This window comes from Streptococcus vestibularis, assembly GCF_900636445.1.
Classification (GTDB): domain Bacteria; phylum Bacillota; class Bacilli; order Lactobacillales; family Streptococcaceae; genus Streptococcus; species Streptococcus vestibularis.
In genome coordinates this window covers 1,724,596-1,749,022 of sequence record NZ_LR134275.1, presented here as the reverse complement: position 1 = coordinate 1,749,022, position 24,427 = coordinate 1,724,596, and the positions used below count along the sequence as shown (strand labels likewise).

Here is a 24,427-nt window from a genome sequence, read left to right as displayed (position 1 = left end):
ATAATTAAGAATCTGATTTAATTTTGAATTAAAGTAACAAGAATCCTGATATTAAAATAAGAAAAGAGAATAAATGAGAATTGCAGATTATAGCGTGACCAAGGCTGTTCTTGAACGTCATGGTTTTACCTTTAAGAAGTCTTTTGGACAGAACTTCTTAACAGATACAAATATTTTACAAAAGATTGTTGATACGGCCGAGATTGACAAAAATGTCAATGTTATCGAAATTGGGCCTGGTATTGGAGCATTAACAGAATTCCTAACTGAAAATGCTGCGGAAGTTATGGCATTTGAAATTGATGAGCGATTGGTTCCGATTTTGGAAGATACTCTGCGTGATCATGATAATGTTAAAGTGATTAATGAAGACGTTCTCAAGGCAGATTTACAGACACGTGTCAAAGAATTTGAAAATCCAAATCTACCAATCAAGGTTGTAGCCAATCTACCATACTATATTACGACACCAATTTTAATGCATTTGATTGAGAGTAAGATTCCTTTTGCAGAATTTGTTGTTATGATGCAAAAAGAAGTTGCAGATCGTATTTCTGCTGAGCCCAATACAAAGGCCTATGGTTCGTTATCCATCGCTGTGCAATATTATATGACTGCTAAGGTGGCATTCGTTGTCCCTCGTACAGTTTTTGTGCCAGCACCTAATGTTGACTCGGCTATTTTGAAGATGACACGCCGTAAGCAACCTTTAGTTGAAGTTAAAGACGAAGATTTCTTTTTCCGTGTATCAAAGGCTAGTTTTGTGCATCGTCGCAAGACGCTTTGGAATAATCTGACAAGTCATTTTGGTAAGTCTGAAGAAGTTAAAAACAAGCTTGAGCAGGCTTTGGAAAATGCAGCTATAAAACCTTCTATTCGCGGAGAGGCGCTGTCTATTTCTGATTTTGCACGTCTCTCAGATGCTTTGAGAGAAGCTGGTCTATAATTCAAAAATCCCGCTGAATGTCAGTGGGATTTTAGCTATGCGGAGAAAGGGAGTTGAACCCTCACGCTTGAAAAAGCACATGCGCCTGAAGCATGCGTGTCTGCCATTCCACCACCTCCGCAGATGATATGCCTATTATACTGCAATCTATTGAAAATGCAAGGAGGCTCATGGGAAATGGAAGATCAGTTTTTTTGTTCCAGAAAAGCTTTTTAATTTGTGATATAATAGGGCTATTAAACGATTGAGGAGTTCACTTGCAAGGAAGAATTATCAAAGCACTGGCAGGTTTCTATTATGTAGAGCATGATGGTGTTGTATACCAGACGCGTGCGCGAGGAAATTTTAGAAAAAAAAGACAAACACCTTACGTTGGGGATTTTGTCGAATTTTCAGCAGAGGAAAATTCAGAAGGTTATATCCTTAAAATTGGTCAACGAATCAATAGTTTAGTGCGTCCACCCATTGTCAATATAGATCAGGCTGTGGTCATTATGTCTGCTAAGGAACCGGATTTCAATAGTAATCTTCTGGACCGTTTTTTGGTTTTACTAGAGCATAAGAATATAAAACCTGTAATTTATATTTCTAAGATGGATTTGGTTGAAGATGATTCAGAAATGAAGGCCATTCAAAAACAGTATCAAAAAATTGGTTTTGATTTTGTCTTCAGTTTGGAAGAACTATTGTCGCTCTTGACTGACAAAATAACAGTCTTTATGGGACAGACAGGTGTTGGAAAATCAACCTTGTTGAACCGTATTGCCCCAGAGTTGAAGTTGGAAACAGGTGAGATTTCAGACAGTTTAGGTCGTGGACGTCATACTACAAGGGCTGTAAGTCTTTATGATGTTCATGGAGGGAAGATTGCTGATACACCAGGATTCTCTTCGCTAGATTATGAAGTGGATAATGCCGAGGACTTGAGTGAAGCTTTTCCAGAAATCCGTCAAGCTAGTCATGGCTGTAAATTCCGTTCTTGTACTCATACCCATGAGCCTTCTTGTGCTGTTAAGGATGAGGTTGAAGATGGCCAAATATGGCAAGTCCGTTATGATAATTACCTTCAATTTTTAAGTGAAATTGAAAACCGTCGTGAAACATATAAAAAAACTGTAAAAAGAAAGTAGGTCTCTCATGTCTTATAAAATTGCTCCGTCTATCCTAGCTGCTGACTATGCTAATTTTGCTTCAGAACTAGCTCGTATTGATGCATCAGGTGCGGAATATGTTCACATTGATATTATGGATGGTCAATTTGTCCCTAATATCAGTTGGGGAGCAGATGTGGTCGCTAGCATGCGTAAACATAGCAAGTTGGTTTTTGATTGCCACCTTATGGTTGTTGATCCTGAGCGTTATGTGGATGCCTATGCACAAGCAGGAGCAGATATCATGACTATTCATGTTGAAGCCACTAAACATATCCATGGTGCCCTCCAGAAAATCAAAGCTGCTGGTATGAAAGCAGGTGTTGTGATTAATCCTGGAACCCCAGTCGAGGCACTTATTCCTGTACTTGATTTAGTAGATCAAGTACTTATCATGACTGTAAATCCAGGTTTTGGTGGTCAAGCGTTCATTCCAGAAATGATGTCTAAAGTAGAGCGTGTTGTGGAGCTTCGTGAAAAAGGTGGCTATTCATTCGATATTGAAGTTGATGGTGGTGTAGATAATAATACTATTGCAGCGTGTGCCAAGGCGGGAGCTAATGTTTTTGTAGCAGGCTCTTACCTCTTCAAAAATCCTGATTTGACAGCGCAAGTTCAAACGCTTCGTGATGCTATCGATGCCTAAAATAGCTTTATTTGTCGGTGGTGAGCTAGAGTGGTTCACTACCGATTTTGATTATTTTGTTGGGGTGGATCGCGCGTGCTTACGTTTGTTGGAGTTAGGTTTACCTATTGATTTAGCTGTCGGAGACTTTGATTCAGTATCTCGGTCAGAGTTAGAGATGATTCAATCAGCTGCCAAAGATTGTATGATTGCTCCAGCTGAAAAGGATGATACGGATACAGAGTTAGCTCTAAAAATTATATTTCAATTATATCCTGAGGCGGAAGTAACTATTTTCGGTGCTTTTGGTGGCAGAATTGATCATATGTTATCAAATATATTTTTGGTCGGCGATCCTGAATTAGCTCCTTTTATGAGATGTATCTGTTTGCGAGATAAGCAAAATAAGATTACTTATTATCCAGAAGGAAGTTATAAAGTTTTACCAGAACCCGGAATGACATATGTTTCTTTTTTACATGAAGGTGATGGAAAACTGACGATTTTGGGAGCAAAATACGAATTAACTAATATGAATTATTTCCAGAAGAAAATCTATTCTAGCAATGAATTCGTTGATGGTCCAATTCAAGTGATTGTGCCAAATGGATATGTGATTGTCATCCAGACTAAAGATAGGAGTTAGTATGATCTATCTACTTACACTTTTAACTTTATTAAGCTTGGGGATTCTTATTTCTCTTTTCTTGAAGAATATGGAGTTAAAAGAACAGATTAATAAGAGTTTGGAAGAAAATGCAGATAATCTTTCAGATCAAGTTTCGTTTCAATTGGAAAGTTTTGCTAAGACAAACCAATTGGAAACGACAAAGCAATTGAACCAATTGCAGATGGAACTATATCAACAGTTGACAGATATCCGAGAGGTTTTACATCAAAATTTGTCTGATAATCGAGACCGTTCTGACCAACGCCTTGAGCAAATAAACCAAAGCTTAACCAAAGCTGTTAAAGATATGCAGGATTCCAATGAGAAACGTTTGGAACAAATGCGTCAGACAGTTGAAGAGAAACTTGAGCAAACCTTACAAACACGTTTACAAGCCTCTTTTGAGACGGTTTCAAGACAATTAGAGTCGGTTAACCAGGGCTTGGGGGAAATGAAAAATGTAGCCAAGGATGTTGGAAGTCTTAACAAGGTTCTTTCAAATACAAAAACACGAGGTATTTTGGGTGAGCTTCAATTAGGACAAATTATTGAAGATATATTGACTGTTAATCAGTACGAGCGAGAATTTCCTACGGTATCAGGTTCAAGTGAACGAGTTGAATATGCAATCAAAATGCCAGGAAACCATAAAGATGAATATATCTACCTTCCCATTGATTCTAAGTTTCCTTTGGAAGATTACTATCGTCTGGAAGATGCTTATGAATCTGGTAATAAAGAGGAAATTGAGAATCACCGTAAGTCACTTTTGACTAGTATTAAGCGATTTGCAAAGGATATTAACAAGAAGTATCTTAACCCACCTGAAACCACAAATTTTGGCATATTGTTTTTGCCGACGGAAGGACTTTATGCTGAGGTAGTACGCCAACCAGCCTTCTTTGATGCCCTTCGTCGCGAGGAGAATATTGTTATCGCAGGTCCGTCAACCTTATCAGCACTTTTAAATTCATTGTCTGTAGGATTTAGAACTTTGAATATTCAAAAGAATGCGGATGATATTAGTAAAATTTTAGGCAACGTCAAGTTAGAGTTTGGTAAGTTTGGAGACATGCTTGCTAAGGCTCAGAAACAATTGAATACGGCAAGTAAAACAGTCGATAGTCTTCTTAACACAAGGAGTAGGGCAATTGTTAGAGCTCTTGATACAATTGAAACCTATCAAGACAGTGCGACACAAAGTTTGTTGGATTTACCACGATTAGAAAACGAGGACAAGCATGAAGATTAATCAAATGAAAAAAGACGAGTATTTTGAAGGCTTTTATCTGATTAAGCGTGCAGAGGTACGTAAGACAAGAGCGGGAAAGGACTATATTGCCTTTACCTTCCAGGATGATTCCGGTGAGATTTCAGGAAATTTATGGGACGCTCAGCCATATAATGTTGAAGAATTTACTGCTGGTAAGGTAGTTCATATGGAAGGACGCCGAGAGGTTTATAATAATACTCCTCAGGTCAATCAAATTACCTTGCGACTCCCTTCATTTGGTGAGCCAAATGATCCAGCTGATTTCAAAGAGAAACCACCAGTAAATCCTTCCGAAGTACGTGAATACCTAGAGCAAATGATTTTCAAGATTGAGGAAGCAACTTGGCAGCGTGTTGTTCGTGCCCTTTATCGTAAGTATAATAAAGAGTTTTTCACTTTTCCAGCTGCTAAAACAAATCACCATGCCTTTGAAAGTGGACTAGCCTATCATACAGCTACTATGGTTCGCCTAGCGGATAGCATTGGAGATATTTATCCAGAGCTAAATAAGAATCTGCTCTTTGCAGGAATTATGCTCCATGACCTAGCTAAGGTCATTGAACTTACTGGTCCTGAACATACTGAGTATACGGTTCGTGGAAACTTGATTGGTCATATTGCTTTGATTGATGAAGAAATCACCAAAGTTCTTGTTGAGCTGAATATTGATGATACGCGTGAGGATGTCGTTGTTTTGCGTCATGTCATTCTCAGCCATCACGGACAACTAGAGTACGGTAGTCCAGTGCGCCCCCGTATTATGGAAGCAGAGATTATTCATATGATTGATAATCTTGATGCCAGTATGATGATGATGACGACAGCCCTTAACCTAGTAGGACCAGGAGAAATGACAAATCGTCTCTTTGCTATGGATAATCGTTCCTTCTACAAGCCAAAATTTGATTGAAATCGAAATTAAGCGAGCATTTCATATGAAAATGTTCGTTTTTTGCTGTATTATGGTATAATAGTTAAAAAGTACAGAAAATATAGGTAACATATGAAATTAAAACGAAGTGAGCGTATGGTAGTGATTTCAAACTACCTGATTAATAATCCTTATCAATTGACAAGCCTCAACACCTTTGCAGAGCGTTATGAAGCTGCAAAGTCTTCAATCTCAGAAGATGTTGCTATCATTAAAAAAGCTTTTGAGGAAAGTCAAATAGGAGAAATCGAAACAGTAACTGGTGCATCTGGCGGTGTTATGTTTACACCGACTATTTCTGATGAAGATGCGAGAAGTCTGGTTGAAGATCTTTGTAAGCGTCTTTCCGAGAGTGATCGTATCTTACCAGGTGGTTATCTCTACCTATCTGATTTACTGAGTACACCCTCGATTTTGAAAAATGTTGGTCGTATTATTGCTAGTGCTTTTAAAGGGCAAAAAATTGATGCTGTAATGACTGTTGCAACTAAAGGAGTTCCTTTAGCAAATGCAGTAGCAGATGTCTTGAACATTCCATTTGTTATTGTTCGTCGTGACCTGAAAATCACAGAAGGTTCAACCGTATCGGTAAACTACGTTAGTGGTTCAAGTGATCGTATTGAAAAAATGTTCCTTTCCAAACGTAGTTTGAAACCTAATAGCCGCGTCCTTATTGTTGATGATTTTCTTAAAGGTGGTGGTACCATTACGGGTATGATTAGCTTGCTTTCAGAATTTGATAGTGAGTTAGTAGGTGTAGCTGTATTTGCAGAAAATGCTAAAGGCGATCGTGATATCCATGAATATAAATCATTACTTACTGTTTCTGACATCGATGTAAAAGCACAAAAAGTAGAAGTTGAAGTAGGTAATATTTTCGATAAATCAAAAGCTTAAAACGTAATTCCTAATTTGATGATTAGGAATTTTTCTTTTTAACAAGAAAGTCTTGACAATAATTATCAAAAAATGATACTATATTAGACGGTACTTTTTACTTTTGGTCTCTCAAAAGTGTACAGAGACGTGCTGACATAAGTTGCAAAAGTACACACAGATATGGGCTGTCACCAAGTGCCATATCAACCAAAAATAAAAAAACACAGGAGAATGTAGATGCCTACAATTAACCAATTGGTTCGTAAACCACGTCAATCAAAAGTTGTTAAATCTAAATCACCAGCTTTGAACGTTGGTTACAACAGCCACAAAAAAGTTCAAACTAACGTATCTTCACCACAAAAACGTGGTGTTGCAACACGTGTTGGAACAATGACACCTAAAAAACCTAACTCAGCCCTTCGTAAATTCGCTCGTGTACGTTTGAGCAACCTTATCGAAGTTACTGCTTACATCCCAGGTATCGGACACAACCTCCAAGAACACAGCGTTGTTCTTATCCGTGGTGGACGTGTAAAAGACCTTCCAGGGGTACGTTACCACATCGTCCGTGGTGCACTTGATACTGCAGGTGTAGCTGATCGTAAACAAAGCCGTTCTAAATACGGTGCTAAACGTCCTAAAGGATAAGAAGGGAGATAAGATAAAATGAGTCGTAAGAATAGAGCGCCTAAACGCGAAGTATTGGCAGATCCATTGTACAATTCAAAAATCGTTACACGTCTTATCAACCGTGTAATGCTTGACGGTAAACGTGGTACTGCTGCAACAATCGTATACGATGCTTTCGAGCAAATCAAAGAAGCAACTGGAAACGATGCTCTTGAAGTATTTGAAACAGCTATGGACAACATCATGCCTGTACTTGAAGTACGTGCACGTCGTGTCGGTGGTTCAAACTACCAAGTCCCAGTTGAAGTTCGTCCAGAACGTCGTACAACTCTTGGTCTTCGTTGGTTGGTTAACGCATCACGTGCGCGTGGTGAACACACTATGAAAGATCGTCTTGCAAAAGAAATCATGGATGCTGCAAACAACACTGGTGCATCAGTTAAGAAACGTGAAGATACTCACAAAATGGCTGAAGCAAACCGTGCCTTTGCACACTTCCGCTGGTAATCATAAGTTTCAAGCTGAATTACAGTCATATATTCATAAGCTAAGATTATGGATTTGTAATAGGCTGACTCTGAATTCAAATAATATAATTCATATCATTTGAAAACCAGTTAAATATTAGTGAAAAAACGGGTAGGTCCTGCCTATCCGTTTTTTGACAATAATGTTATAATAAATAAGTAAACTAAAATATTTATAGGAGAATAAACCTAATGGCACGCGAATTTTCACTTGCAAAAACTCGTAATATCGGTATCATGGCCCACGTCGATGCCGGTAAAACAACTACAACAGAGCGTATCCTTTACTACACTGGTAAAATTCACAAGATCGGTGAAACTCACGAAGGTGCATCACAAATGGACTGGATGGAGCAAGAGCAAGAACGTGGTATCACAATCACTTCTGCCGCTACAACAGCACAATGGAATGGCCACCGTGTTAACATCATCGATACACCAGGGCACGTGGACTTCACTATCGAAGTACAGCGTTCACTCCGTGTATTGGATGGTGCGGTAACCGTTCTTGACTCACAATCAGGTGTAGAACCTCAAACTGAAACAGTTTGGCGTCAAGCAACTGAGTATGGTGTTCCACGTATCGTATTTGCCAACAAAATGGATAAAATCGGTGCAGACTTCCTTTACTCAGTAAGCACACTTCACGATCGTCTTCAAGCAAACGCACACCCAATCCAATTGCCAATCGGTGCTGAAGATGATTTCCGTGGTATCATTGACTTGATTAAAATGAAAGCTGAAATCTATACTAATGACCTTGGTACAGATATTCTTGAAGAAGATATTCCAGCTGATTACGTTGATCAAGCAAACGAATACCGTGAAAAATTGATCGAAGCAGTTGCTGAAACTGACGAAGATTTGATGATGAAATACCTTGAAGGTGAAGAAATCACTAACGAGGAATTGAAAGCAGCTATCCGTCGTGCAACAATCAACGTTGAATTCTTCCCAGTTCTTTGTGGTTCTGCCTTCAAGAACAAAGGTGTTCAATTGATGCTTGATGCGGTTATCGATTACCTTCCAAGCCCACTTGATATCCCTGCAATTAAAGGTATCAACCCAGATACAGACGAAGAAGAAACTCGTCCAGCATCTGATGATGAGCCATTTGCAGCTCTTGCCTTCAAGATCATGACTGACCCATTTGTAGGTCGTTTGACATTTATCCGTGTTTACTCAGGTATCCTTCAATCAGGTTCATACGTAATGAACACATCTAAAGGTAAACGTGAACGTATCGGACGTATCCTTCAAATGCACGCTAACAGCCGTCAAGAAATTGAACAAGTATACGCTGGTGATATCGCCGCTGCTATCGGTTTGAAAGATACTACAACTGGTGATTCATTGACTGATGAAAAAGCTAAAGTTATTCTTGAGTCAATCGAAGTTCCAGAACCAGTTATCCAATTGATGGTTGAGCCTAAGACTAAAGCTGACCAAGATAAGATGGGTATTGGTCTTCAAAAACTTGCTGAAGAAGATCCAACATTCCGTGTTGAAACTAACCCTGAAACTGGTGAAACAGTTATCTCTGGTATGGGTGAACTTCACCTTGATGTCCTTGTTGACCGTTTGAAACGTGAACACAAAGTTGAAGCAAACGTAGGTGCTCCACAAGTATCATACCGTGAAACATTCCGTGCAGCTACACAAGCACGTGGATTCTTCAAACGTCAATCTGGTGGTAAAGGTCAGTTTGGTGATGTTTGGATTGAATTTACTCCAAATGAAGAAGGTAAAGGTTTCGAATTCGAAAATGCTATCGTCGGTGGTGTGGTTCCACGTGAATTCATCCCTGCAGTAGAAAAAGGATTGGAAGAATCTATGGCTAACGGTGTCCTTGCTGGATACCCAATGGTTGACATCAAAGCTAAACTTTATGATGGTTCATACCACGATGTCGATTCATCTGAAACAGCCTTCAAGATTGCTGCATCTCTTGCACTTAAAGAAGCTGCTAAGACTGCACAACCAACTATTCTTGAGCCAATGATGCTTGTAACTATCACTGTTCCAGAAGAGAACCTTGGTGATGTTATGGGTCACGTTACTGCTCGTCGTGGACGTGTTGATGGTATGGAAGCACACGGTAACAGCCAAATCGTTCGTGCCTATGTACCACTTGCTGAAATGTTCGGTTATGCAACAACACTTCGTTCTGCAACTCAAGGACGTGGTACATTCATGATGGTATTCGACCACTATGAAGATGTTCCTAAATCAGTTCAAGAAGAAATCATCAAGAAAAATTCTGGTGAAGCTTAATTAGAAGTTTTTAAGTTAAGGTGCTTATGAAAGTAAGTGCCTTTTTCTATTTGCATTTTCCTGAAAAAAATTATATAATAGGGATGTTAAAAGGTTAAATGAAAGCGCTCAAGTTAATCTTTTCACAATAGGGAGAGCTTGCTCTCAAAATTATATTTATTTGATTTTCATAAGGAGGAAATCACTAATGGTAGTTAAAGTTGGTATTAACGGTTTCGGTCGTATCGGTCGTCTTGCTTTCCGTCGTATCCAAAACGTAGAAGGTGTTGAAGTTACTCGCATCAATGACCTTACAGATCCTACAATGCTTGCACATTTGTTGAAATATGACACAACTCAAGGTCGTTTCAACGGAACTGTTGAAGTAAAAGAAGGTGGATTTGAAGTTAACGGTAAATTCGTTAAGGTTTCTGCTGAACGTGACCCAGAACAAATTGACTGGGCTAACGACGGTGTAGAAATCGTTCTTGAAGCAACTGGTTTCTTTGCAACTAAAGCAGCTGCTGAAAAACACTTGCACGCTAATGGTGGTGCTAAGAAAGTTGTTATCACTGCTCCTGGTGGAAACGATGTTAAAACAATCGTATTTAACACTAACCACGATATCCTTGACGGTACTGAAACAGTTATCTCAGGTGCTTCATGTACTACAAACTGCTTGGCACCAATGGCTAAAGCATTGCAAGATAACTTTGGTGTTAAACAAGGTTTGATGACTACTATCCACGCTTACACTGGAGACCAAATGATCCTTGATGGACCACACCGTAAAGGTGATTTGCGTCGTGCTCGTGCTGGTGCTGCTAACATCGTTCCTAATTCAACTGGTGCTGCTAAAGCTATTGGTTTGGTTATCCCTGAATTGAACGGTAAACTTGACGGTGCTGCTCAACGTGTTCCAATTCCAACAGGTTCTGTAACTGAATTGGTTTCAGTCCTTAACAAAGAAGTAACTGTTGATGAAGTTAACGCAGCAATGAAAGCAGCTGCTAACGAATCTTACGGTTACACTGAAGATCCAATCGTATCTTCTGACGTTGTTGGTATGTCATTCGGTTCATTGTTTGACGCAACTCAAACTAAAGTTCAAACTGTTGATGGACATCAATTGGTTAAAACTGTTGCTTGGTATGATAACGAAATGTCATATACTTCACAACTTGTACGTACTCTTGAATACTTCGCGAAAATCGCTAAATAATTCAATTGTATAGGAAGAAGAGCTTCGGCTCTTTTTTTATTTTCCAAAATAATAAAATAGTCGCATAAATAGGCTGTTATAATCTCAGTAGGATTGTGATTTATGAATAAGCTAGAAGGTATTCCAAATAAGTAGAAAGGGCATGACACAACTCCAGGAGTTCTTATTATGTTTTTGTATAGCTAGCATACCATAAATAAGTATAAAAACGGTAAGTGATTCAAATAGGGTATAGACATCAAAAAAATGTTTCCATGGATAAGGAGGCAAAAAATCGCACAAGTTATTGCTCCACTATCTAACCAAGAGTAAGGAGATGGAAAATGTATACCTATCTTTTCAGCGATAACTGCATAGTTAAAGCCTTCCCAGAATCCCCAAATAAGACAGATGAATAGGTATGCCAAGATATTACTAGGAAATGATTGGCTCATTACTTCTTTTGTTAATTGTATTGATTGAAGAGGTAGATAGGAATGAATCTGATGAGTAATTCCTTTAAATATGATAAGTGGTAGGGCTACAAGAAGAGATTGAAAAAGGATGATAACTAAATTTTTGGTGATTAATCCAAAGTGTCTGAAAGATTCTTTGCAATAAAGCATAACAGTGCTGGTTCCTAAGCCTGCGATGGCAAATTGACAACTAGCTAATAAGATTAATCGAAGCCATAGCGGTACTGATATTTGGTTAGTGTATGAAAAAAGAGTTGGTTTAAGAGTAAGAAAGAGGAGCAGAGGAACAAGGGTAAGAATAAGGATTACATTTAGATCATGATCATCTTGTTTCTGCTTCGTGTTTAGCTGTTTTTCATGGATATTCGACCTTTCTATTTAGATTATATGCTAAATGCCTTATACTAGTAATAAGCTAGAAATCCTTCTGATTTTGCTATCTCTTTTATGCATTTTGTGATATAATGAAAACGTATTAAAAAATTAAGGAGTCTGATCAAATGGCTAAATTGACTGTTAAAGATGTTGACTTGAAAGGGAAAAAAGTTCTCGTTCGTGTTGACTTCAACGTACCTGTAAAAGATGGCGTGATCACTAACGACAACCGTATCACTGCTGCCCTTCCGACTATCAAGTACATTCTTGAACAAGGTGGACGTGCAATTCTCTTCTCTCACCTTGGACGCGTAAAAGAAGAAGCTGATAAAGAAGGCAAATCACTTGCTCCTGTAGCTGCTGACTTGGCTGCTAAATTGGGTCAAGACGTTAAATTTATCCCAGGTGTTACACGTGGTGCTGAGTTGGAAGCAGCTGTCAATGCTCTTGAAGATGGACAAGTTCTCTTGGTTGAAAACACTCGTTTTGAAGATGTTGATGGCAAGAAAGAATCTAAAAATGATCCTGAACTTGGTAAATACTGGGCATCACTTGGGGATGGTATCTTCGTAAACGATGCATTTGGTACAGCTCACCGTGCACACGCATCTAACGTTGGTATCTCAGCAAACGTTGACAAAGCTGTTGCTGGTTTCCTTCTTGAAAATGAAATTGCTTACATCAAAGAAGCAGTTGAAACTCCAGAACGTCCATTCGTAGCTATCCTTGGTGGTTCTAAAGTATCTGATAAGATTGGTGTTATCGAAAACCTTCTTGCAAAAGCTGATAAAGTTCTTATCGGTGGTGGTATGACTTACACATTCTACAAAGCACAAGGTATCGAAATCGGTAACTCACTTGTAGAAGAAGATAAACTTGATGTTGCTAAAGCTCTTCTTGAAAAATCAAACGGTAAATTGATCTTGCCAGTTGACTCAAAAGAAGCTAATGCATTTGCTGACTACACTGAAGTGAAAGACACTGAAGGTGAAGCAGTAGACCCAGGTTTCCTTGGCTTGGATATCGGTCCTAAATCAATTGCTGAATTCGATAAAGCCTTGACTGGTGCGAAAACAGTTGTATGGAATGGTCCTATGGGTGTATTTGAAAACCCTGACTTCCAAGCTGGTACAATCGGTGTGATGGACGCTATCGTGAAACAACCAGGCGTTAAATCAATCATCGGTGGTGGTGACTCAGCTGCCGCAGCAATCAACCTTGGACGTGCAGATAAATTCTCATGGATCTCTACTGGTGGTGGAGCTTCTATGGAACTTCTTGAAGGTAAAGAACTCCCAGGACTTGCAGCTTTGACTGAAAAATAATTTTTAGTAAATTAAGAACGTTCTGTAAGGCGTTCTTTTTTGTTGAATTGAAGACTATTCAATTGTAAGATGTAAAATATCAACATTCTTTTTTATTTTTTAATTATACAGTGAAATATCCCAAAAGCCAGTCAATCATGGTAAAATAGTAGAATGGGATTGAAATTTGAATCAAAAAAATTTAAGTTTGGTATGCGTACACTAAAGACCGGGATAGCCGTTTTTCTTGTTTTAGGCTTGTTCTCTGCTTTAGGCTGGGAAGGGCTTCAGATTGGTTGTTTAACTGCTGTTTTTAGTTTGCGTGAGAATTTTGACCGTAGTGTTCAATTTGGAAAGTCACGTATTTTTGCGAATACAGTTGGGGGTCTTTTATCGCTTTTATTCTATTTTGTGAATATGTGGTTTGACAATTCAGTTTGGGTGACTTTGCTATTGGTCCCTATTTTAACAATGTTGACTATTGTCATTAATGTGTCCTTTAATAATGCTTCTGGAGTTATTGGAGGAGTGGCTGCGCTTCTCATTATTACTTTGTCTATTCCACCTGATAATACCTTCACCTATGTGATAGCCAGAGTATTTGAAACGTTTTGCGGAGTCTTTATTGCAATCCTTGTTAATTATGATTATGACTGGTTACTTAAACATTTAAAATAAGAATAATAGAGTTCTTTTGAGCTCTTTTTTTATGGTTTTTAAAATAAAATCCTTGAATATAAGGTAATAATCAATACAATGTTCGGGATTTTCTTATTGTGTAAGAAAAAGTAACATTATCTGTTGACATGTAGTAACATTCAGAATATAATTGTTAGGAAAGGAGGATGATCATGGCAAGAGAAAAAGAACTAAGACGTTCTTTGGCTGTTTTTCCGATTGGCACAGTTATGAAGTTAACGGATTTAACTGCTCGTCAAATTCGTTACTATGAAGATCAGGGGTTGATTCAACCTGAACGTACAGCTGGAAATCGTCGTATGTACTCATTAAATGATATGGATAGTTTATTGGAAATCAAAGATTTTTTGAATGACGGTTACAATATTGCAGCAATTAAGCATGAGTATGAGGAACGTAAAGTTCGTGCGCAACAAAAACAAGTAGCTTTAACTGATGCGGACGTTCGACGTATCTTGCATGATGAACTCCTTCAGCAAGGCCGTTTTACGACCCCATCACAACGATTTGGTAACTTGCGTATTTAATTACGCTTTGAACTTTTATTTTTGGTTTTTATAAAGGAGACCCCTATTATGGCAATCACAGCAGCTGATATTCGTCGCGAAGTCAAAGAGAAGAATGTTACTTTTTTGCGTTTAATGTTCTCTGACATCCTTGGTGTTATGAAGAATGTTGAAATTCCTGCGACAGATGAACAGTTGGATAAGGTACTTTCAAATAAAGCTATGTTTGATGGTTCATCAATCGAAGGTTTTGTTCGTATCAATGAATCTGATATGTATCTTTACCCAGACCTTGATACTTGGACAGTCTTCCCTTGGGGTGATGAAAATGGGGCAGTCGCTGGTCTTATTTGTGATATCTATACTTCGGCAGGTGAACCATTTGCAGGAGACCCACGTGGTAACTTGAAAAAAGCTTTGCGTCATATGGAAGAAGTTGGTTATAAATCATTTAATCTTGGACCAGAGCCAGAATTTTTCCTTTTCAAATTAGATGAACAAGGTAATCCTACGCTTGAAGTTAACGATAAAGGTGGTTATTTTGACCTTGCACCAACTGACCTTGCCGACAACACACGTCGTGAAATTGTTAATGTGTTGACAGAAATGGGATTTGAAGTTGAAGCATCTCACCATGAGGTTGCGGTTGGACAACACGAAATCGATTTTAAATATGCTGATGTTTTGAAAGCATGTGATAATATTCAAATGTTTAAGCTAGTTGTTAAGACAATTGCTCGTAAACATGGTCTCTATGCTACATTTATGGCGAAACCTAAATACGGTATTGCTGGTAGTGGTATGCACTGTAACATGTCTCTCTTCACTGATGAAGGAAATGCTTTCTTCGATCCAGAAGATCCACGTGGTATGCAATTATCTCAAGATGCCTATTACTTCCTTGGTGGATTGATGAAACATGCCTATAACTATACTGCAATTATTAATCCAACGGTTAACTCTTATAAACGTTTGGTACCAGGTTACGAAGCACCTGTATATATTGCATGGGCAGGTAGCAACCGTTCACCATTGATTCGCGTCCCTGCTTCTCGTGGTATGGGTACACGTTTGGAATTGCGTTCAGTAGACCCAATGGCAAACCCATACTTGGCACTTGCTGTTCTTTTGGAAGCAGGTCTTGATGGTATTCTTAACAAGATTGAAGCACCAGATCCAGTTGAAACAAACATCTATTCAATGTCTCCAGAAGAACGTAAAGAGGCTGGTATCATTGATTTGCCATCAACACTACGTAATGCTCTTAAAGCATTGGAAACGGATGAAGTGGTTCGTCAAGCATTGGGTAATCATATCTATACAAACTTCCTTGATGCGAAACGTATGGAATGGGCAAGCTATGCTACTTTCGTTTCACAATGGGAAATTGATAACTACTTAGATCTGTATTAATAAAATAATTTGAAGATCAGGGTTACCTGGTTTTCTTTTTGTTTAAAAAGGAGTTTATTAAGTTCTTGGATAGATTATGTACCTTTAACAGATTTGTTTGCTTTTGTCATATTTCTTTTTTCTCTCTTAATTACATAAAAATATCAAGATGTTAAACTAATTTTATATCAATCTTATTCAGGGGGGAATATAAAAACAACAAAACAGCTGCCTTAGCAATAGTCCCAAGTACATTATTGCTCGGGTCTTACAGTCGCTCAAACAACTGATGCTGATTCTTATACTGTTCAAAATGGAGACTTGTTCTTCTCAATTGCTAGCCAAGGCTTATGCTGTTGGTTCGATATCTGCTGCTCGTTCGATTGTACGTTGGACTGATGGTGGATATGGATACGTTGGTTATGTTAAACAAGTTGGTTAGATTCAAATCTTGGAGTCGAACTATAACAATTAGCAACACATTGATAACTATCATGCTTGGTTTAATTTATAAAATTCAACAACACCAGGGGCGGTATCTTACATTTATCCAGGTGCATAAAAGGAGAAGCAGCGTTTATGGAACTTTATTATTTACTGAAGATTTGTATCGGACTAAAAAATGGTAGCTGTTAGGCTACCATTTTTTAGTTATCAGGTGTGAGAATCATTGGAATGATGATTGGCTCACGTTCTGTTTTTTCATATAGGAATGGTCGTAATGCATTGACGATAGCTCCGTTAACGGATTGAATGCTGGCGTCTTTATTTTTAAGAGCAATACGAATAGCGTTGAACAGAATGCGTTGGCTATCACGAATAAGATCACCAGATTCACGCATATAGATAAAGCCACGACTGAGAATATCTGGACCAGCTAGAATCATCTTAGACTTGAAATCAACAGTTGCGACAGCAAGGACGACACCGTCTTCAGAAAGATCACGACGGTCACGAAGAACGGCCGCCCCGATATCACCGATACCATTACCATCGACATAGATGTCTTGAGCATTGAAATGACCTGCACGACGAGCAGAATCTTTTGTTAGGGCTAGGACATCACCATTTTCCATGATAAAGATATTATCTTTTGGAACACCACAATCAACAGCGAGACCTGCGTGGACTTTCTGCATGCGGTATTCACCGTGAACAGGCATGAAGAATTTTGGTTTGATCAAACGAAGCATGAGTTTTTGCTCTTGTTGACCACCGTGTCCAGAGGTATGAATATTGTTGATTTTACCGTGGATAACATCGACGCCAGCTTCTTGAATAGTATTAATCAAGCGGTTAACGCTGGTTGTATTTCCTGGGATAGGGCTAGATGAGAAAATAACAGTGTCACCAGGTTGCAGTGTCACTTGGCGGTGCATCCCGTTAGCGATACGTGCAAGGGCTGCCATAGGCTCTCCTTGAGAACCAGTACACATGATAAGAATCTCACTGGAATGGTAGTTTTTCATCTCACTAGGGTCAATAATAGTTCCTTTTGGAACCTTGATGTAGCCTAGTTCAACCCCATTAACAATGGCTTTTTCCATAGAACGTCCAAAGACAACAATCTTACGACCGGTTTTTACAGCAGCTTCGGCAGCTTGTTGCAGACGGAAAATATTTGAGGCAAATGAGGCGAAGATAATACGTCCGTGAATGCCTTCAATAATTTTCATGATGGATTGTCCAACGACCTTCTCGGAATTAGTGAAAGTTGGGACTTCAGCATTGGTTGAGTCTGAGAGGAGGCAAAGAACCCCTTCTTCACCGAGTGCAGCCATACGATGAAGGTCTGCTGGCTCACCTACTGGAGTGAAGTCAAACTTAAAGTCACCGGTACAAACAATTTTACCTTGTGGTGTATGGATGACAATTCCGAGAGGTTCTGGAATTGAGTGAGTTGTGCGGAAGAAGGTCACGCTCATATTTTTGAAAGTAAGCTCTGTATTAGCATTAATTTCATAGAGTTGTGCGTCACGAAGTAGCCCGTGTTCTTCCAATTTTCCTTTGATGAGAGCAAGGGCAAGCGGTCCTGCGTAGATTGGGATGTTTGCCTGCTTAAGAAGGAAGGGAATACCACCAATATGGTCTTCGTGACCGTGAGTAATGACAAGAGCTTTAACACGGTCAACGTTTTCAACGATGTAAGAATAGTCCGGAATGACATAATCGATACCGAGAAGATCATCCTCAGGGAATTTAATACCTGCATCGACGATGATAATCTCATCTTGGTATTCAATACCATAGGTGTTTTTACCGATTTCCCCCAAACCACCAATCGCATAAACCCCAACTTCTTCAGGTTTTAGATTGATTTTTGATGCCATAGTCTTAGAACTCCGTTACTTCAAAAACGCCTGTTTCTTTTTCGTATTCAAGGGCTTTTTCTGAGAGGAGCTCGATGAATTCGATGTTATAGGCAGTGCTTTTTTCGATGATTTGACGAGCTTGGATACGTCCCTCAAGTTCAGTTTCTGCATCGATATCTAGGTAGAGTGATTTTGTCTGTTCACGGCGTGGATTACGCTCTTTAGTTTCTTGGTAAAAGACTTTATAAATCATGGTTTTCCTTTCTTTCCAAAAGGCTCTGCCATTCTATAAAAAAACCGGTCAAGTTAATCTTTCTATGATTTACTTGACGTTATGATATTCACTTTATGAGTAATAGCTAGTAGCCTTGATTCGTTTAACAATTACTATTATTGTACCATAAGATAAGGGCTAGATAAAGAAAATGGCGGAAAAAGTTGGGGAATGTTCGTTTTTGGAAAATAACTACTTGTGTTATAATAGAAAAGCATAAAAGGAAACAAGGAAAAAAGATGAAAATATTAGCATTTGATACTTCTAGCACGGCTTTATCAGTAGCCTTGTTGGAAGATGAGAACTTAGTGGCAGAGGCAACCGTGACAGTGAAAAAGAATCACAGTATTAGTTTGATGCCCACCATTGATTTTTTGGTCGCTCAGGCGAGCTGGCAACCAGCTGATTTAGACCGTATCGTTGTTGCTCAAGGACCTGGATCCTACACAGGGCTTCGTGTGGCTGTTGCAACAGCTAAGACATTAGCCTATGCGCTTGACATTGATTTAGTGGGAGTTTCAAGTCTACAGGCGCTGACAAACCTTTCGGTTGACGGTGTTGTGATTCCTATCATGGATGCCCGTCGTAATAATGTTTACGTCGGATTTTATGAAAACGGCCAAGCTATCGTCCCTGATTGTCATGCTGCTTTTACAGATGTTCTTGAGCAAGCTAAAACGTTTGAAAAGGTAACTTTTGTAGGTGAAGTAGTTAATTTTGTGGATCAGATTAAGGAAAGCCTTCCAGAGGCAACTATCTTGTCAAGTCTTCCGTCAGCCCTGTTAATTGGTCGTTTAGGTTTATCATTGCCTCCTGTTAATGTGGATGCCTTTGTCCCACATTACTTGAAGCGAGTTGAGGCAGAGGAAAACTGGCTTAAGACACATGAGGAGACTAACCGTGACAACTACATCAAGCGCGTCTAGATTGAGTTGCCAGGAACAGGCTCAGATCATTTACCAGATTTTGTCGGATGTTTATGACAAGTCTCCGTGGACGATAGAACAAGTGGTAGCAGACTTGGCTTTGGATACTACGGAGTATTTCTATGTTTATGATCAGGAAGAAGTCGTTGGTTTTTTAGCCCTTCAAAATTTAGTTGGAGAGCTTGAGGTTACCAATGTTGCGGTTCTAAAAGCTTATCAGGGACGTGGTTATGCCAGTCAGCTGATGAAGTATTTAGAAGAGCGTAGTGAGCCAATCTTTCTAGAAGTGAGGACTTCAAATCAAGTCGCTCAGGCGCTTTATAGAAAATTTGGTTTTGAAAGTCTAGGAATTCGAAAAAATTATTATCATGAGCCTCAAGAGGATGCGGTTATCATGAGGCGAAAGGAAGTCTAATGGCAGATAGATATATTTTGGCAGTGGAGAGCTCGTGTGACGAGACTTCAGTTGCCGTTTTAAAAAATGAGAAAGAACTTTTAAGTAATATTATTGCCAGTCAGGTAGAAAGTCATAAACGATTTGGTGGTGTTGTTCCTGAGGTGGCTAGCCGTCACCATGTGGAAGTAGTGACTCTTTGTATTAAGGATGCTTTATCTGAGGCGGGAATTGCTGCTGAACAATTGGATGCTGTAGCTGTAACCTATGGCCCAGGCTTGGTTGGAGCCCTCTTGGTTGGGATGGCAGCAGCTAAGGCCTTTGCCTGGGCGCACGGTTTGCCTTTGATTCCGGTCAATCATATGGCAGGGCATCTGATGGCGGCGCGTGAGGTTCAAGAATTAGAGTATCCCCTCCTAGCACTTTTGGTGTCTGGGGGACACACAGAGTTGGTTTATGTGTCAGAACCGGGAAATTACAAGATTGTTGGTGAGACACGTGATGATGCAGTTGGTGAGGCCTATGACAAGGTCGGTCGTGTGATGGGATTGACCTACCCAGCTGGGCGTGAAATTGATGAATTGGCTCATAAAGGGAAAGATGTTTATGATTTTCCACGCGCTATGATAAAGGAAGACCACTTGGAGTTTTCATTTTCAGGCTTGAAGTCAGCCTTCATTAATTTGCACCATAATGCTGAGCAGAAAGGGGAAGTTTTAGTAACAGAAGATCTTTGTGCTTCCTTCCAAGCTGCTGTGTTGGATATTCTCCTAGCTAAGACGAAGAAAGCTTTAGAGCGTTACCCTGTCAAGACACTTGTTGTTGCTGGGGGCGTGGCAGCTAATCAGGGCTTACGTGAACGCTTGGCTGAGGAAATCACAGATGTAGATGTGATTATTCCTCCTTTGCGTCTTTGTGGTGACAATGCTGGTATGATTGCTTTAGCAGCAGCTATTGAATATGATAAAAACCATTTTGCTGAGTTAGATTTAAATGCTAAACCAAGTCTAGCCTTTGCAGGATTTGAAGAATAAGAAGAACCTCTTACTCGTCTGGTAAGAGGTTCCTTTAGAAAGGAATCGAGAGTGTCTGACTTTCGCTTAGGTGTAAAAGCCGCGGTACCGACAGCTTTAGGCTATGTAGCTATTGGCCTATCCTTCGGTGTTGTAGCGGCCGCTTCGGGTTTATCAGCCCTTGAGGTTGCCCTCATGTGTGCCTTGGTCTATGGTGGCTCGGCCCAGTTTGCCATGTGTGCTTTAGTAGTTGCGGGAGCTGGCCTAGGTGAGTTAACCTTGACTGTTTTCTTGGTTAATTTGCGTAACATGTTGATGAGTTTACATGCAACGACGATTTTTACAAAAACAAGTCTCTGGAATCAGCTGGGAATTGGTAGTCTGATTACGGATGAAAGTTATGGTGTCTTATTAGGAGAACATGTACATCATAAAGATATTCCCGCTAACTGGATGCATGGTAATAATATTTTCAGTTATCTGGTTTGGATTGTATCATCAGTAATTGGTTGCTTGATTGGTTCAATGATTCCTAATCCTGAGCTTTTTGGTTTGGATTTTGCCTTAATTGCTATGTTTATCGGCTTATTAAGTAGCCAGATTGATGCCTTGCTAGGGGAAGGCGTGCGTAAGCTACTCTTGATTCTACTATCTATTGCGGTGGCTTATCTGAGCATTAGTATCATCTTGTCAGAGTCTTTGGTCGTTCTAGTGTCTACTTTGATTGGATGTAGTGTGGGGGTAATGTGTGATGGCCGTCAATAAGTTTATTCTCACAGCTATCTTACTTGGATTTATAGTCAGTTGGGTTCCTCGTATTCTCCCCTTTGTATTGGTTAAATACAAGGGTCTACCAGATATAGTTGTTCGATTCTTGCACTATCTACCAGTTTCTATTCTCTTTGCCCTGATTCTCTCTAGTCTCACGACTGAGAAAATCGGTCATTTGCCACAGTTTAAGTGGATGGAAATACTGGCCATGGTGCCAACGGTAATTGTAGCATTTAAGAGTAAGAATCTCCTCTATGCTGTGATCGTTGGTATTGTGTCCATGGCCCTGATTCGTTTAGTATTTTAGCAAATGAAAAGACTTGGAGTTGCTCTGAATGAGCCACTGTCCAAGTCTTTTTTCTTAGTTGTTGTTAAAAAAGGCTGCAATATCATCTTCGCTGAGACCTATCATTGGGTCGATAGTTGCCCAATTTTCCTCAGTTAAACGACTGTTTTCTTCTGTTTGCACAGCTTTGTTAACAGACTTATCCACAGGGTGTGAATAAGTGTTAATAAGAGTTTGAGATTGTTTGATATTTTCCAAGAAGTCTTTGTTTTTAAGGGTTTCTGAGGGTATATCGTTTTCTGTTATTGTTTGATTAGAGGCATCTGTTACCTCGTTTTTAACAATCTTTTCGACAGACTTATCAACAACTTGTGTATAAGTTTGTTCAAATCGTTGTATGAGGTAGGTATTACGTCTAGCACCCTCGTTGTGAACGGCAAAATCGAAAGCTGCAATTTCCCCTAACATGACTAGCTTACTCTTGGCGCGAGTGATAGCGGTGTAGATGAGGTTACGTTGAAGCATACGTCCACTTTGGCGTGTGATAGGAAGGATAACGACTGGGAACTCACTCCCTTGGGATTTGTGGATTGACATGGCATAGGCCAGAGTAATCTTATTCCATTCGTTACGAGGATAGATAACCTCATTGCCATCGAAGGACATGTAAATTTCGTCCTGCTTACTTTCAGTATATTTACCAGGTATGAGGTCAGTGATGATTCCGATATCGCCATTGAAGACATTGAGTTCTGTATCGTTGACCAGATGGAGAATCTTGTCATTCTTACGGAAGAAAATATCATTAAAGGCAAATTGATTGGCCTTTTCTTTGGGATTGAGTAGATCCTGCATAATGGTATTGAGATTGTTGATACCAGCCTGTCCTCGGTACATGGGGGCCAGAATCTGTACATCCTGAGCAGCAATCCCACTTTTAATAGCCGCAGAGACAATTTTAGGGACCATCTGTGGAATATGGCTAGCATTAGCCTCAAAGTATGATCGGTCAGCCTTTTTCTCTGTGAAATCAGCGGGTAGTTGGCCTTTGCGCATCTGGCTAGCTAAGGTAACAATAGTGGAATCCTCAGATTGTCTGAAAATTTTGGTTAGAGAAACCTTAGGCAAGTCATCAATCTGCAAAAGGTCAGCCAAGACTTGGCCAGGACCTACGGAAGGCAGCTGATCTTGGTCACCTACAATGATTAATTGAGTAGTATCAGAAATGCTTTCGAAGAGTTGATTGGCCAACCAAGTATCAACCATAGAGAACTCATCGATGATAATCAAATCGCAATCGAGATAGTCATCTAAGGTCTTGAAATCGTCCTCGCTATTGAGGCCCAAATGCCTATGAATAGTGGCACTAGGAAGTTTGGTGAGTTCGTTCATCCGACGAGCAGCCCGTCCTGTTGGTGCTGCTAAAATAATAGGCAAATCAGACTTTTTAAGATCTAGACCATGAAGGTCGGCATAGGTTTTAATAATGCCGTTAATAACAGTGGTTTTCCCTGTTCCGGGACCACCTGTCAGGATGAAGACCTTACTTTGTAGGGCTTTGATAATGGCATCTTTTTGAACCTTGTCATAAGTAATACCAAGCTCCTCTTCCACCTCTTCAAGACTTGATTGGATTTTGTCCTCTGCACTAATGTAAGGTTGGTCTTTCATGATACGAGTTAGGTGGGTATAGATGCCCTGTTCCGCAAAATATAGGGTATTATCAAAGATTTTAGTCTCTATATTTTGCACTTTATCCTCTTGGATGAGGTTGGTTAATTGGTTAGCGACCAAGGAGGGGTCAAGTTCAATTTGGCGAGCACTTTCCAAAAGGATGATAGTTCGTTCAAGCAAGGCTTTGGCTTCGATGTAGGTGTCGCCCTCTTCCATACTAGCTTCTAGTAGACAATGAATCAGGGCGGCTCGTAAACGCTCAGGAGCATCACTAGCAATGCCGAGACGTTCAGCCAGTTGATCCGCCATTTTAAATCCGATTCCTTGAACTTCCTCTACCAAGAGATAAGGGTGTTCCTCAATAAGATTAAGCGACTCTTCCTTATATTGGTTGAAAATTTGTGAGGCAGCCTTTGGTGTGAGTCCATAGCTAGAAAGTTTGGACAAGATTTGTTCGGTTCCATAGTTGATTTTTAACTTTGCAACGAAGGCTTCTCGATTGACCTTTGAAAGGTTAGAAATCTGCTCTAACTTGCTAGGATCCTCGAGAATCTTGTCAATAGGATCTTCGCCATAAATCTCGACAATACGCTCAGCTGTTTTCTTACCAATCCCCTTAAAATTGTCGCTGGCAAAATATTTGATAAGACCGCTGGCAGAAGGTTTTGACCGTTCGTAGCGTGTCATTTGGAGTTGTTCGCCATACTTGGGATGATTGGTTAGCTGACCCCAAAAGGTATAGTCTTCACCCTCCATGACATCCCCCATAGTTCCAGTAACAATGATTTCATAGTCTTCAAAATCACTGTCTGTTTCGTCAATTTCTAAGAGTAGGATACGAAAAAAATTACTAGCGTTTTCAAAAATGACGCGTTCGATAGTTCCTGAAAAATAAAATTCTTGCATGTGTTTTTCCTAGATACATAATAAGGCTGG

General features: G+C 39.6%; 24 protein-coding genes and 1 tRNA gene. 21 read left to right on the top strand and 4 right to left on the bottom strand.

Annotation, left to right across the window (positions count from 1 at the left end; all coding sequences use genetic code 11):
- Nucleotides 1–73: 73 nt before the first annotated feature.
- Complete coding sequence (rsmA, locus tag EL076_RS08785) at nt 74–946, top strand: 16S rRNA (adenine(1518)-N(6)/adenine(1519)-N(6))-dimethyltransferase RsmA (RefSeq protein WP_048787899.1); 873 nt, start codon at nt 74–76, stop codon at nt 944–946.
- A 38-nt stretch (nt 947–984) separates the two neighbouring features.
- On the opposite strand, the gene EL076_RS08780 is transcribed toward rsmA, so the two are convergent.
- A tRNA-Leu gene (locus EL076_RS08780) sits at nt 985–1,067 on the bottom strand.
- A gap of 136 nt (nt 1,068–1,203) precedes the next feature.
- Between EL076_RS08780 and rsgA the strand changes: the two genes are divergently transcribed.
- From rsgA to EL076_RS10435, 15 genes are all read left to right on the top strand, one after another.
- Nucleotides 1,204–2,076 (top strand): ribosome small subunit-dependent GTPase A, encoded by an 873-nt coding sequence (gene rsgA / locus EL076_RS08775; protein ID WP_003093300.1) that lies wholly within the window; start codon nt 1,204–1,206, stop codon nt 2,074–2,076.
- 7 nt (nt 2,077–2,083) lie between these two features.
- Entirely contained in the window at nt 2,084–2,743 is a 660-nt protein-coding gene (rpe, locus tag EL076_RS08770; protein ID WP_002884311.1) for a ribulose-phosphate 3-epimerase, read from the top strand.
- Nucleotides 2,736–3,368: a thiamine diphosphokinase gene (locus EL076_RS08765; RefSeq protein ID WP_126430051.1), complete on the top strand. Its 633-nt coding sequence runs from the start codon at nt 2,736–2,738 to the stop codon at nt 3,366–3,368. Before rpe ends, EL076_RS08765 begins: the two co-directional genes overlap by 8 nt.
- Before the next feature lies 1 nt (nt 3,369).
- On the top strand, nt 3,370–4,644 hold the full coding sequence (locus EL076_RS08760) for a DNA recombination protein RmuC (RefSeq protein WP_048787898.1): 1,275 nt from the start codon (nt 3,370–3,372) through the stop codon (nt 4,642–4,644).
- On the top strand, nt 4,634–5,575 hold the full coding sequence (locus EL076_RS08755) for a 3'-5' exoribonuclease YhaM family protein (RefSeq protein ID WP_126430049.1): 942 nt from the start codon (nt 4,634–4,636) through the stop codon (nt 5,573–5,575). Before EL076_RS08760 ends, EL076_RS08755 begins: the two co-directional genes overlap by 11 nt.
- A 93-nt stretch (nt 5,576–5,668) precedes the next feature.
- The gene (purR, locus tag EL076_RS08750; RefSeq protein WP_003094366.1) at nt 5,669–6,493 is read left to right on the top strand and encodes a pur operon repressor; all 825 of its coding nucleotides are present in this window, start codon (nt 5,669–5,671) and stop codon (nt 6,491–6,493) included.
- A 219-nt stretch (nt 6,494–6,712) separates the two neighbouring features.
- Nucleotides 6,713–7,126: a 30S ribosomal protein S12 gene (rpsL, locus tag EL076_RS08745; protein WP_002884809.1), complete on the top strand. Its 414-nt coding sequence runs from the start codon at nt 6,713–6,715 to the stop codon at nt 7,124–7,126.
- 18 nt (nt 7,127–7,144) lie between these two features.
- Nucleotides 7,145–7,615 carry a 30S ribosomal protein S7 gene (rpsG, locus tag EL076_RS08740; protein ID WP_002884746.1) on the top strand — a complete coding sequence of 157 codons (471 nt, stop codon included), beginning with the start codon at nt 7,145–7,147 and terminating at the stop codon, nt 7,613–7,615.
- A 212-nt stretch (nt 7,616–7,827) separates the two neighbouring features.
- On the top strand, nt 7,828–9,909 hold the full coding sequence (gene fusA / locus EL076_RS08735) for an elongation factor G (protein WP_003094680.1): 2,082 nt from the start codon (nt 7,828–7,830) through the stop codon (nt 9,907–9,909).
- Between the two features lie 187 nt (nt 9,910–10,096).
- Nucleotides 10,097–11,110 (top strand): type I glyceraldehyde-3-phosphate dehydrogenase, encoded by a 1,014-nt coding sequence (gene gap / locus EL076_RS08730; protein ID WP_003094404.1) that lies wholly within the window; start codon nt 10,097–10,099, stop codon nt 11,108–11,110.
- 955 nt (nt 11,111–12,065) lie between these two features.
- On the top strand, nt 12,066–13,265 hold the full coding sequence (locus tag EL076_RS08720) for a phosphoglycerate kinase (RefSeq protein ID WP_003093539.1): 1,200 nt from the start codon (nt 12,066–12,068) through the stop codon (nt 13,263–13,265).
- 153 nt (nt 13,266–13,418) lie between these two features.
- On the top strand, nt 13,419–13,922 hold the full coding sequence (locus EL076_RS08715) for an FUSC family protein (protein WP_003093868.1): 504 nt from the start codon (nt 13,419–13,421) through the stop codon (nt 13,920–13,922).
- Between the two features lie 173 nt (nt 13,923–14,095).
- Nucleotides 14,096–14,470, top strand: a complete 375-nt coding sequence (locus tag EL076_RS08710) for a MerR family transcriptional regulator (protein ID WP_003094812.1) — start codon at nt 14,096–14,098, stop codon at nt 14,468–14,470.
- A 48-nt stretch (nt 14,471–14,518) separates the two neighbouring features.
- Nucleotides 14,519–15,862, top strand: a complete 1,344-nt coding sequence (glnA, locus tag EL076_RS08705; protein ID WP_003094158.1) for a type I glutamate--ammonia ligase — start codon at nt 14,519–14,521, stop codon at nt 15,860–15,862.
- A 292-nt stretch (nt 15,863–16,154) separates the two neighbouring features.
- Nucleotides 16,155–16,283: a hypothetical protein gene (locus tag EL076_RS10435; RefSeq protein WP_269148166.1), complete on the top strand. Its 129-nt coding sequence runs from the start codon at nt 16,155–16,157 to the stop codon at nt 16,281–16,283.
- Nucleotides 16,284–16,488: 205 nt separating this feature from the next.
- Here EL076_RS10435 and rnjA read toward each other — a convergent pair whose 3' ends face one another.
- Complete coding sequence (gene rnjA, locus EL076_RS08695) at nt 16,489–18,171, bottom strand: ribonuclease J1 (RefSeq protein ID WP_003093738.1); 1,683 nt, start codon at nt 18,169–18,171, stop codon at nt 16,489–16,491.
- Nucleotides 18,172–18,175: 4 nt separating this feature from the next.
- Entirely contained in the window at nt 18,176–18,406 is a 231-nt protein-coding gene (locus EL076_RS08690; RefSeq protein WP_003093927.1) for a DNA-dependent RNA polymerase subunit epsilon, read from the bottom strand.
- A 260-nt stretch (nt 18,407–18,666) separates the two neighbouring features.
- On the opposite strand from EL076_RS08690, the gene tsaB reads away from it, so the two are divergent.
- From tsaB to EL076_RS08665, 5 genes are read left to right on the top strand one after another with little or no spacing between them, the layout of a single operon-like run.
- Nucleotides 18,667–19,353: a tRNA (adenosine(37)-N6)-threonylcarbamoyltransferase complex dimerization subunit type 1 TsaB gene (gene tsaB, locus EL076_RS08685; protein WP_003093512.1), complete on the top strand. Its 687-nt coding sequence runs from the start codon at nt 18,667–18,669 to the stop codon at nt 19,351–19,353.
- Nucleotides 19,313–19,768: a ribosomal protein S18-alanine N-acetyltransferase gene (rimI, locus tag EL076_RS08680; RefSeq protein WP_117646778.1), complete on the top strand. Its 456-nt coding sequence runs from the start codon at nt 19,313–19,315 to the stop codon at nt 19,766–19,768. Before tsaB ends, rimI begins: the two co-directional genes overlap by 41 nt.
- The gene (gene tsaD, locus EL076_RS08675) at nt 19,768–20,781 is read left to right on the top strand and encodes a tRNA (adenosine(37)-N6)-threonylcarbamoyltransferase complex transferase subunit TsaD (RefSeq protein WP_117646777.1); all 1,014 of its coding nucleotides are present in this window, start codon (nt 19,768–19,770) and stop codon (nt 20,779–20,781) included. The genes rimI and tsaD overlap by 1 nt, the downstream gene beginning before the upstream one ends.
- A 51-nt stretch (nt 20,782–20,832) precedes the next feature.
- Entirely contained in the window at nt 20,833–21,525 is a 693-nt protein-coding gene (locus EL076_RS08670) for an AzlC family ABC transporter permease (protein WP_117646776.1), read from the top strand.
- A complete protein-coding gene (locus EL076_RS08665) occupies nt 21,512–21,838 on the top strand; it encodes an AzlD domain-containing protein (RefSeq protein WP_117646775.1) in 327 nt (108 codons plus the stop codon). The genes EL076_RS08670 and EL076_RS08665 overlap by 14 nt, the downstream gene beginning before the upstream one ends.
- A gap of 54 nt (nt 21,839–21,892) precedes the next feature.
- On the opposite strand, the gene recD2 is transcribed toward EL076_RS08665, so the two are convergent.
- On the bottom strand, nt 21,893–24,397 hold the full coding sequence (gene recD2, locus EL076_RS08660; RefSeq protein WP_126430047.1) for an SF1B family DNA helicase RecD2: 2,505 nt from the start codon (nt 24,395–24,397) through the stop codon (nt 21,893–21,895).
- Nucleotides 24,398–24,427 lie beyond the last annotated feature (30 nt).

Bases quoted from the DNA above. Each gene is read 5' to 3' on its own strand.
- tsaD (WP_117646777.1), top strand. From the start codon at position 19,768: ATGGCAGATAGATATATTTTGGCAGTGGAGAGCTCGTGTGACGAGACT.
- gap (WP_003094404.1), top strand. From the start codon at position 10,097: ATGGTAGTTAAAGTTGGTATTAACGGTTTCGGTCGTATCGGTCGTCTT.
- rnjA (WP_003093738.1), bottom strand. From the start codon at position 18,171: ATGGCATCAAAAATCAATCTAAAACCTGAAGAAGTTGGGGTTTATGCG.
- EL076_RS10435 (WP_269148166.1), top strand. From the start codon at position 16,155: ATGGAGACTTGTTCTTCTCAATTGCTAGCCAAGGCTTATGCTGTTGGT.
- EL076_RS08715 (WP_003093868.1), top strand. From the start codon at position 13,419: ATGGGATTGAAATTTGAATCAAAAAAATTTAAGTTTGGTATGCGTACA.
- EL076_RS08690 (WP_003093927.1), bottom strand. From the start codon at position 18,406: ATGATTTATAAAGTCTTTTACCAAGAAACTAAAGAGCGTAATCCACGC.
- EL076_RS08665 (WP_117646775.1), top strand. From the start codon at position 21,512: ATGGCCGTCAATAAGTTTATTCTCACAGCTATCTTACTTGGATTTATA.
- tsaB (WP_003093512.1), top strand. From the start codon at position 18,667: ATGAAAATATTAGCATTTGATACTTCTAGCACGGCTTTATCAGTAGCC.
- rpsL (WP_002884809.1), top strand. From the start codon at position 6,713: ATGCCTACAATTAACCAATTGGTTCGTAAACCACGTCAATCAAAAGTT.
- glnA (WP_003094158.1), top strand. From the start codon at position 14,519: ATGGCAATCACAGCAGCTGATATTCGTCGCGAAGTCAAAGAGAAGAAT.
- recD2 (WP_126430047.1), bottom strand. From the start codon at position 24,397: ATGCAAGAATTTTATTTTTCAGGAACTATCGAACGCGTCATTTTTGAA.
- rsmA (WP_048787899.1), top strand. From the start codon at position 74: ATGAGAATTGCAGATTATAGCGTGACCAAGGCTGTTCTTGAACGTCAT.
- EL076_RS08720 (WP_003093539.1), top strand. From the start codon at position 12,066: ATGGCTAAATTGACTGTTAAAGATGTTGACTTGAAAGGGAAAAAAGTT.
- fusA (WP_003094680.1), top strand. From the start codon at position 7,828: ATGGCACGCGAATTTTCACTTGCAAAAACTCGTAATATCGGTATCATG.
- purR (WP_003094366.1), top strand. From the start codon at position 5,669: ATGAAATTAAAACGAAGTGAGCGTATGGTAGTGATTTCAAACTACCTG.
- rimI (WP_117646778.1), top strand. From the start codon at position 19,313: ATGAGGAGACTAACCGTGACAACTACATCAAGCGCGTCTAGATTGAGT.
- rpe (WP_002884311.1), top strand. From the start codon at position 2,084: ATGTCTTATAAAATTGCTCCGTCTATCCTAGCTGCTGACTATGCTAAT.
- EL076_RS08760 (WP_048787898.1), top strand. From the start codon at position 3,370: ATGATCTATCTACTTACACTTTTAACTTTATTAAGCTTGGGGATTCTT.
- rpsG (WP_002884746.1), top strand. From the start codon at position 7,145: ATGAGTCGTAAGAATAGAGCGCCTAAACGCGAAGTATTGGCAGATCCA.
- EL076_RS08765 (WP_126430051.1), top strand. From the start codon at position 2,736: ATGCCTAAAATAGCTTTATTTGTCGGTGGTGAGCTAGAGTGGTTCACT.
- EL076_RS08755 (WP_126430049.1), top strand. From the start codon at position 4,634: ATGAAGATTAATCAAATGAAAAAAGACGAGTATTTTGAAGGCTTTTAT.
- EL076_RS08710 (WP_003094812.1), top strand. From the start codon at position 14,096: ATGGCAAGAGAAAAAGAACTAAGACGTTCTTTGGCTGTTTTTCCGATT.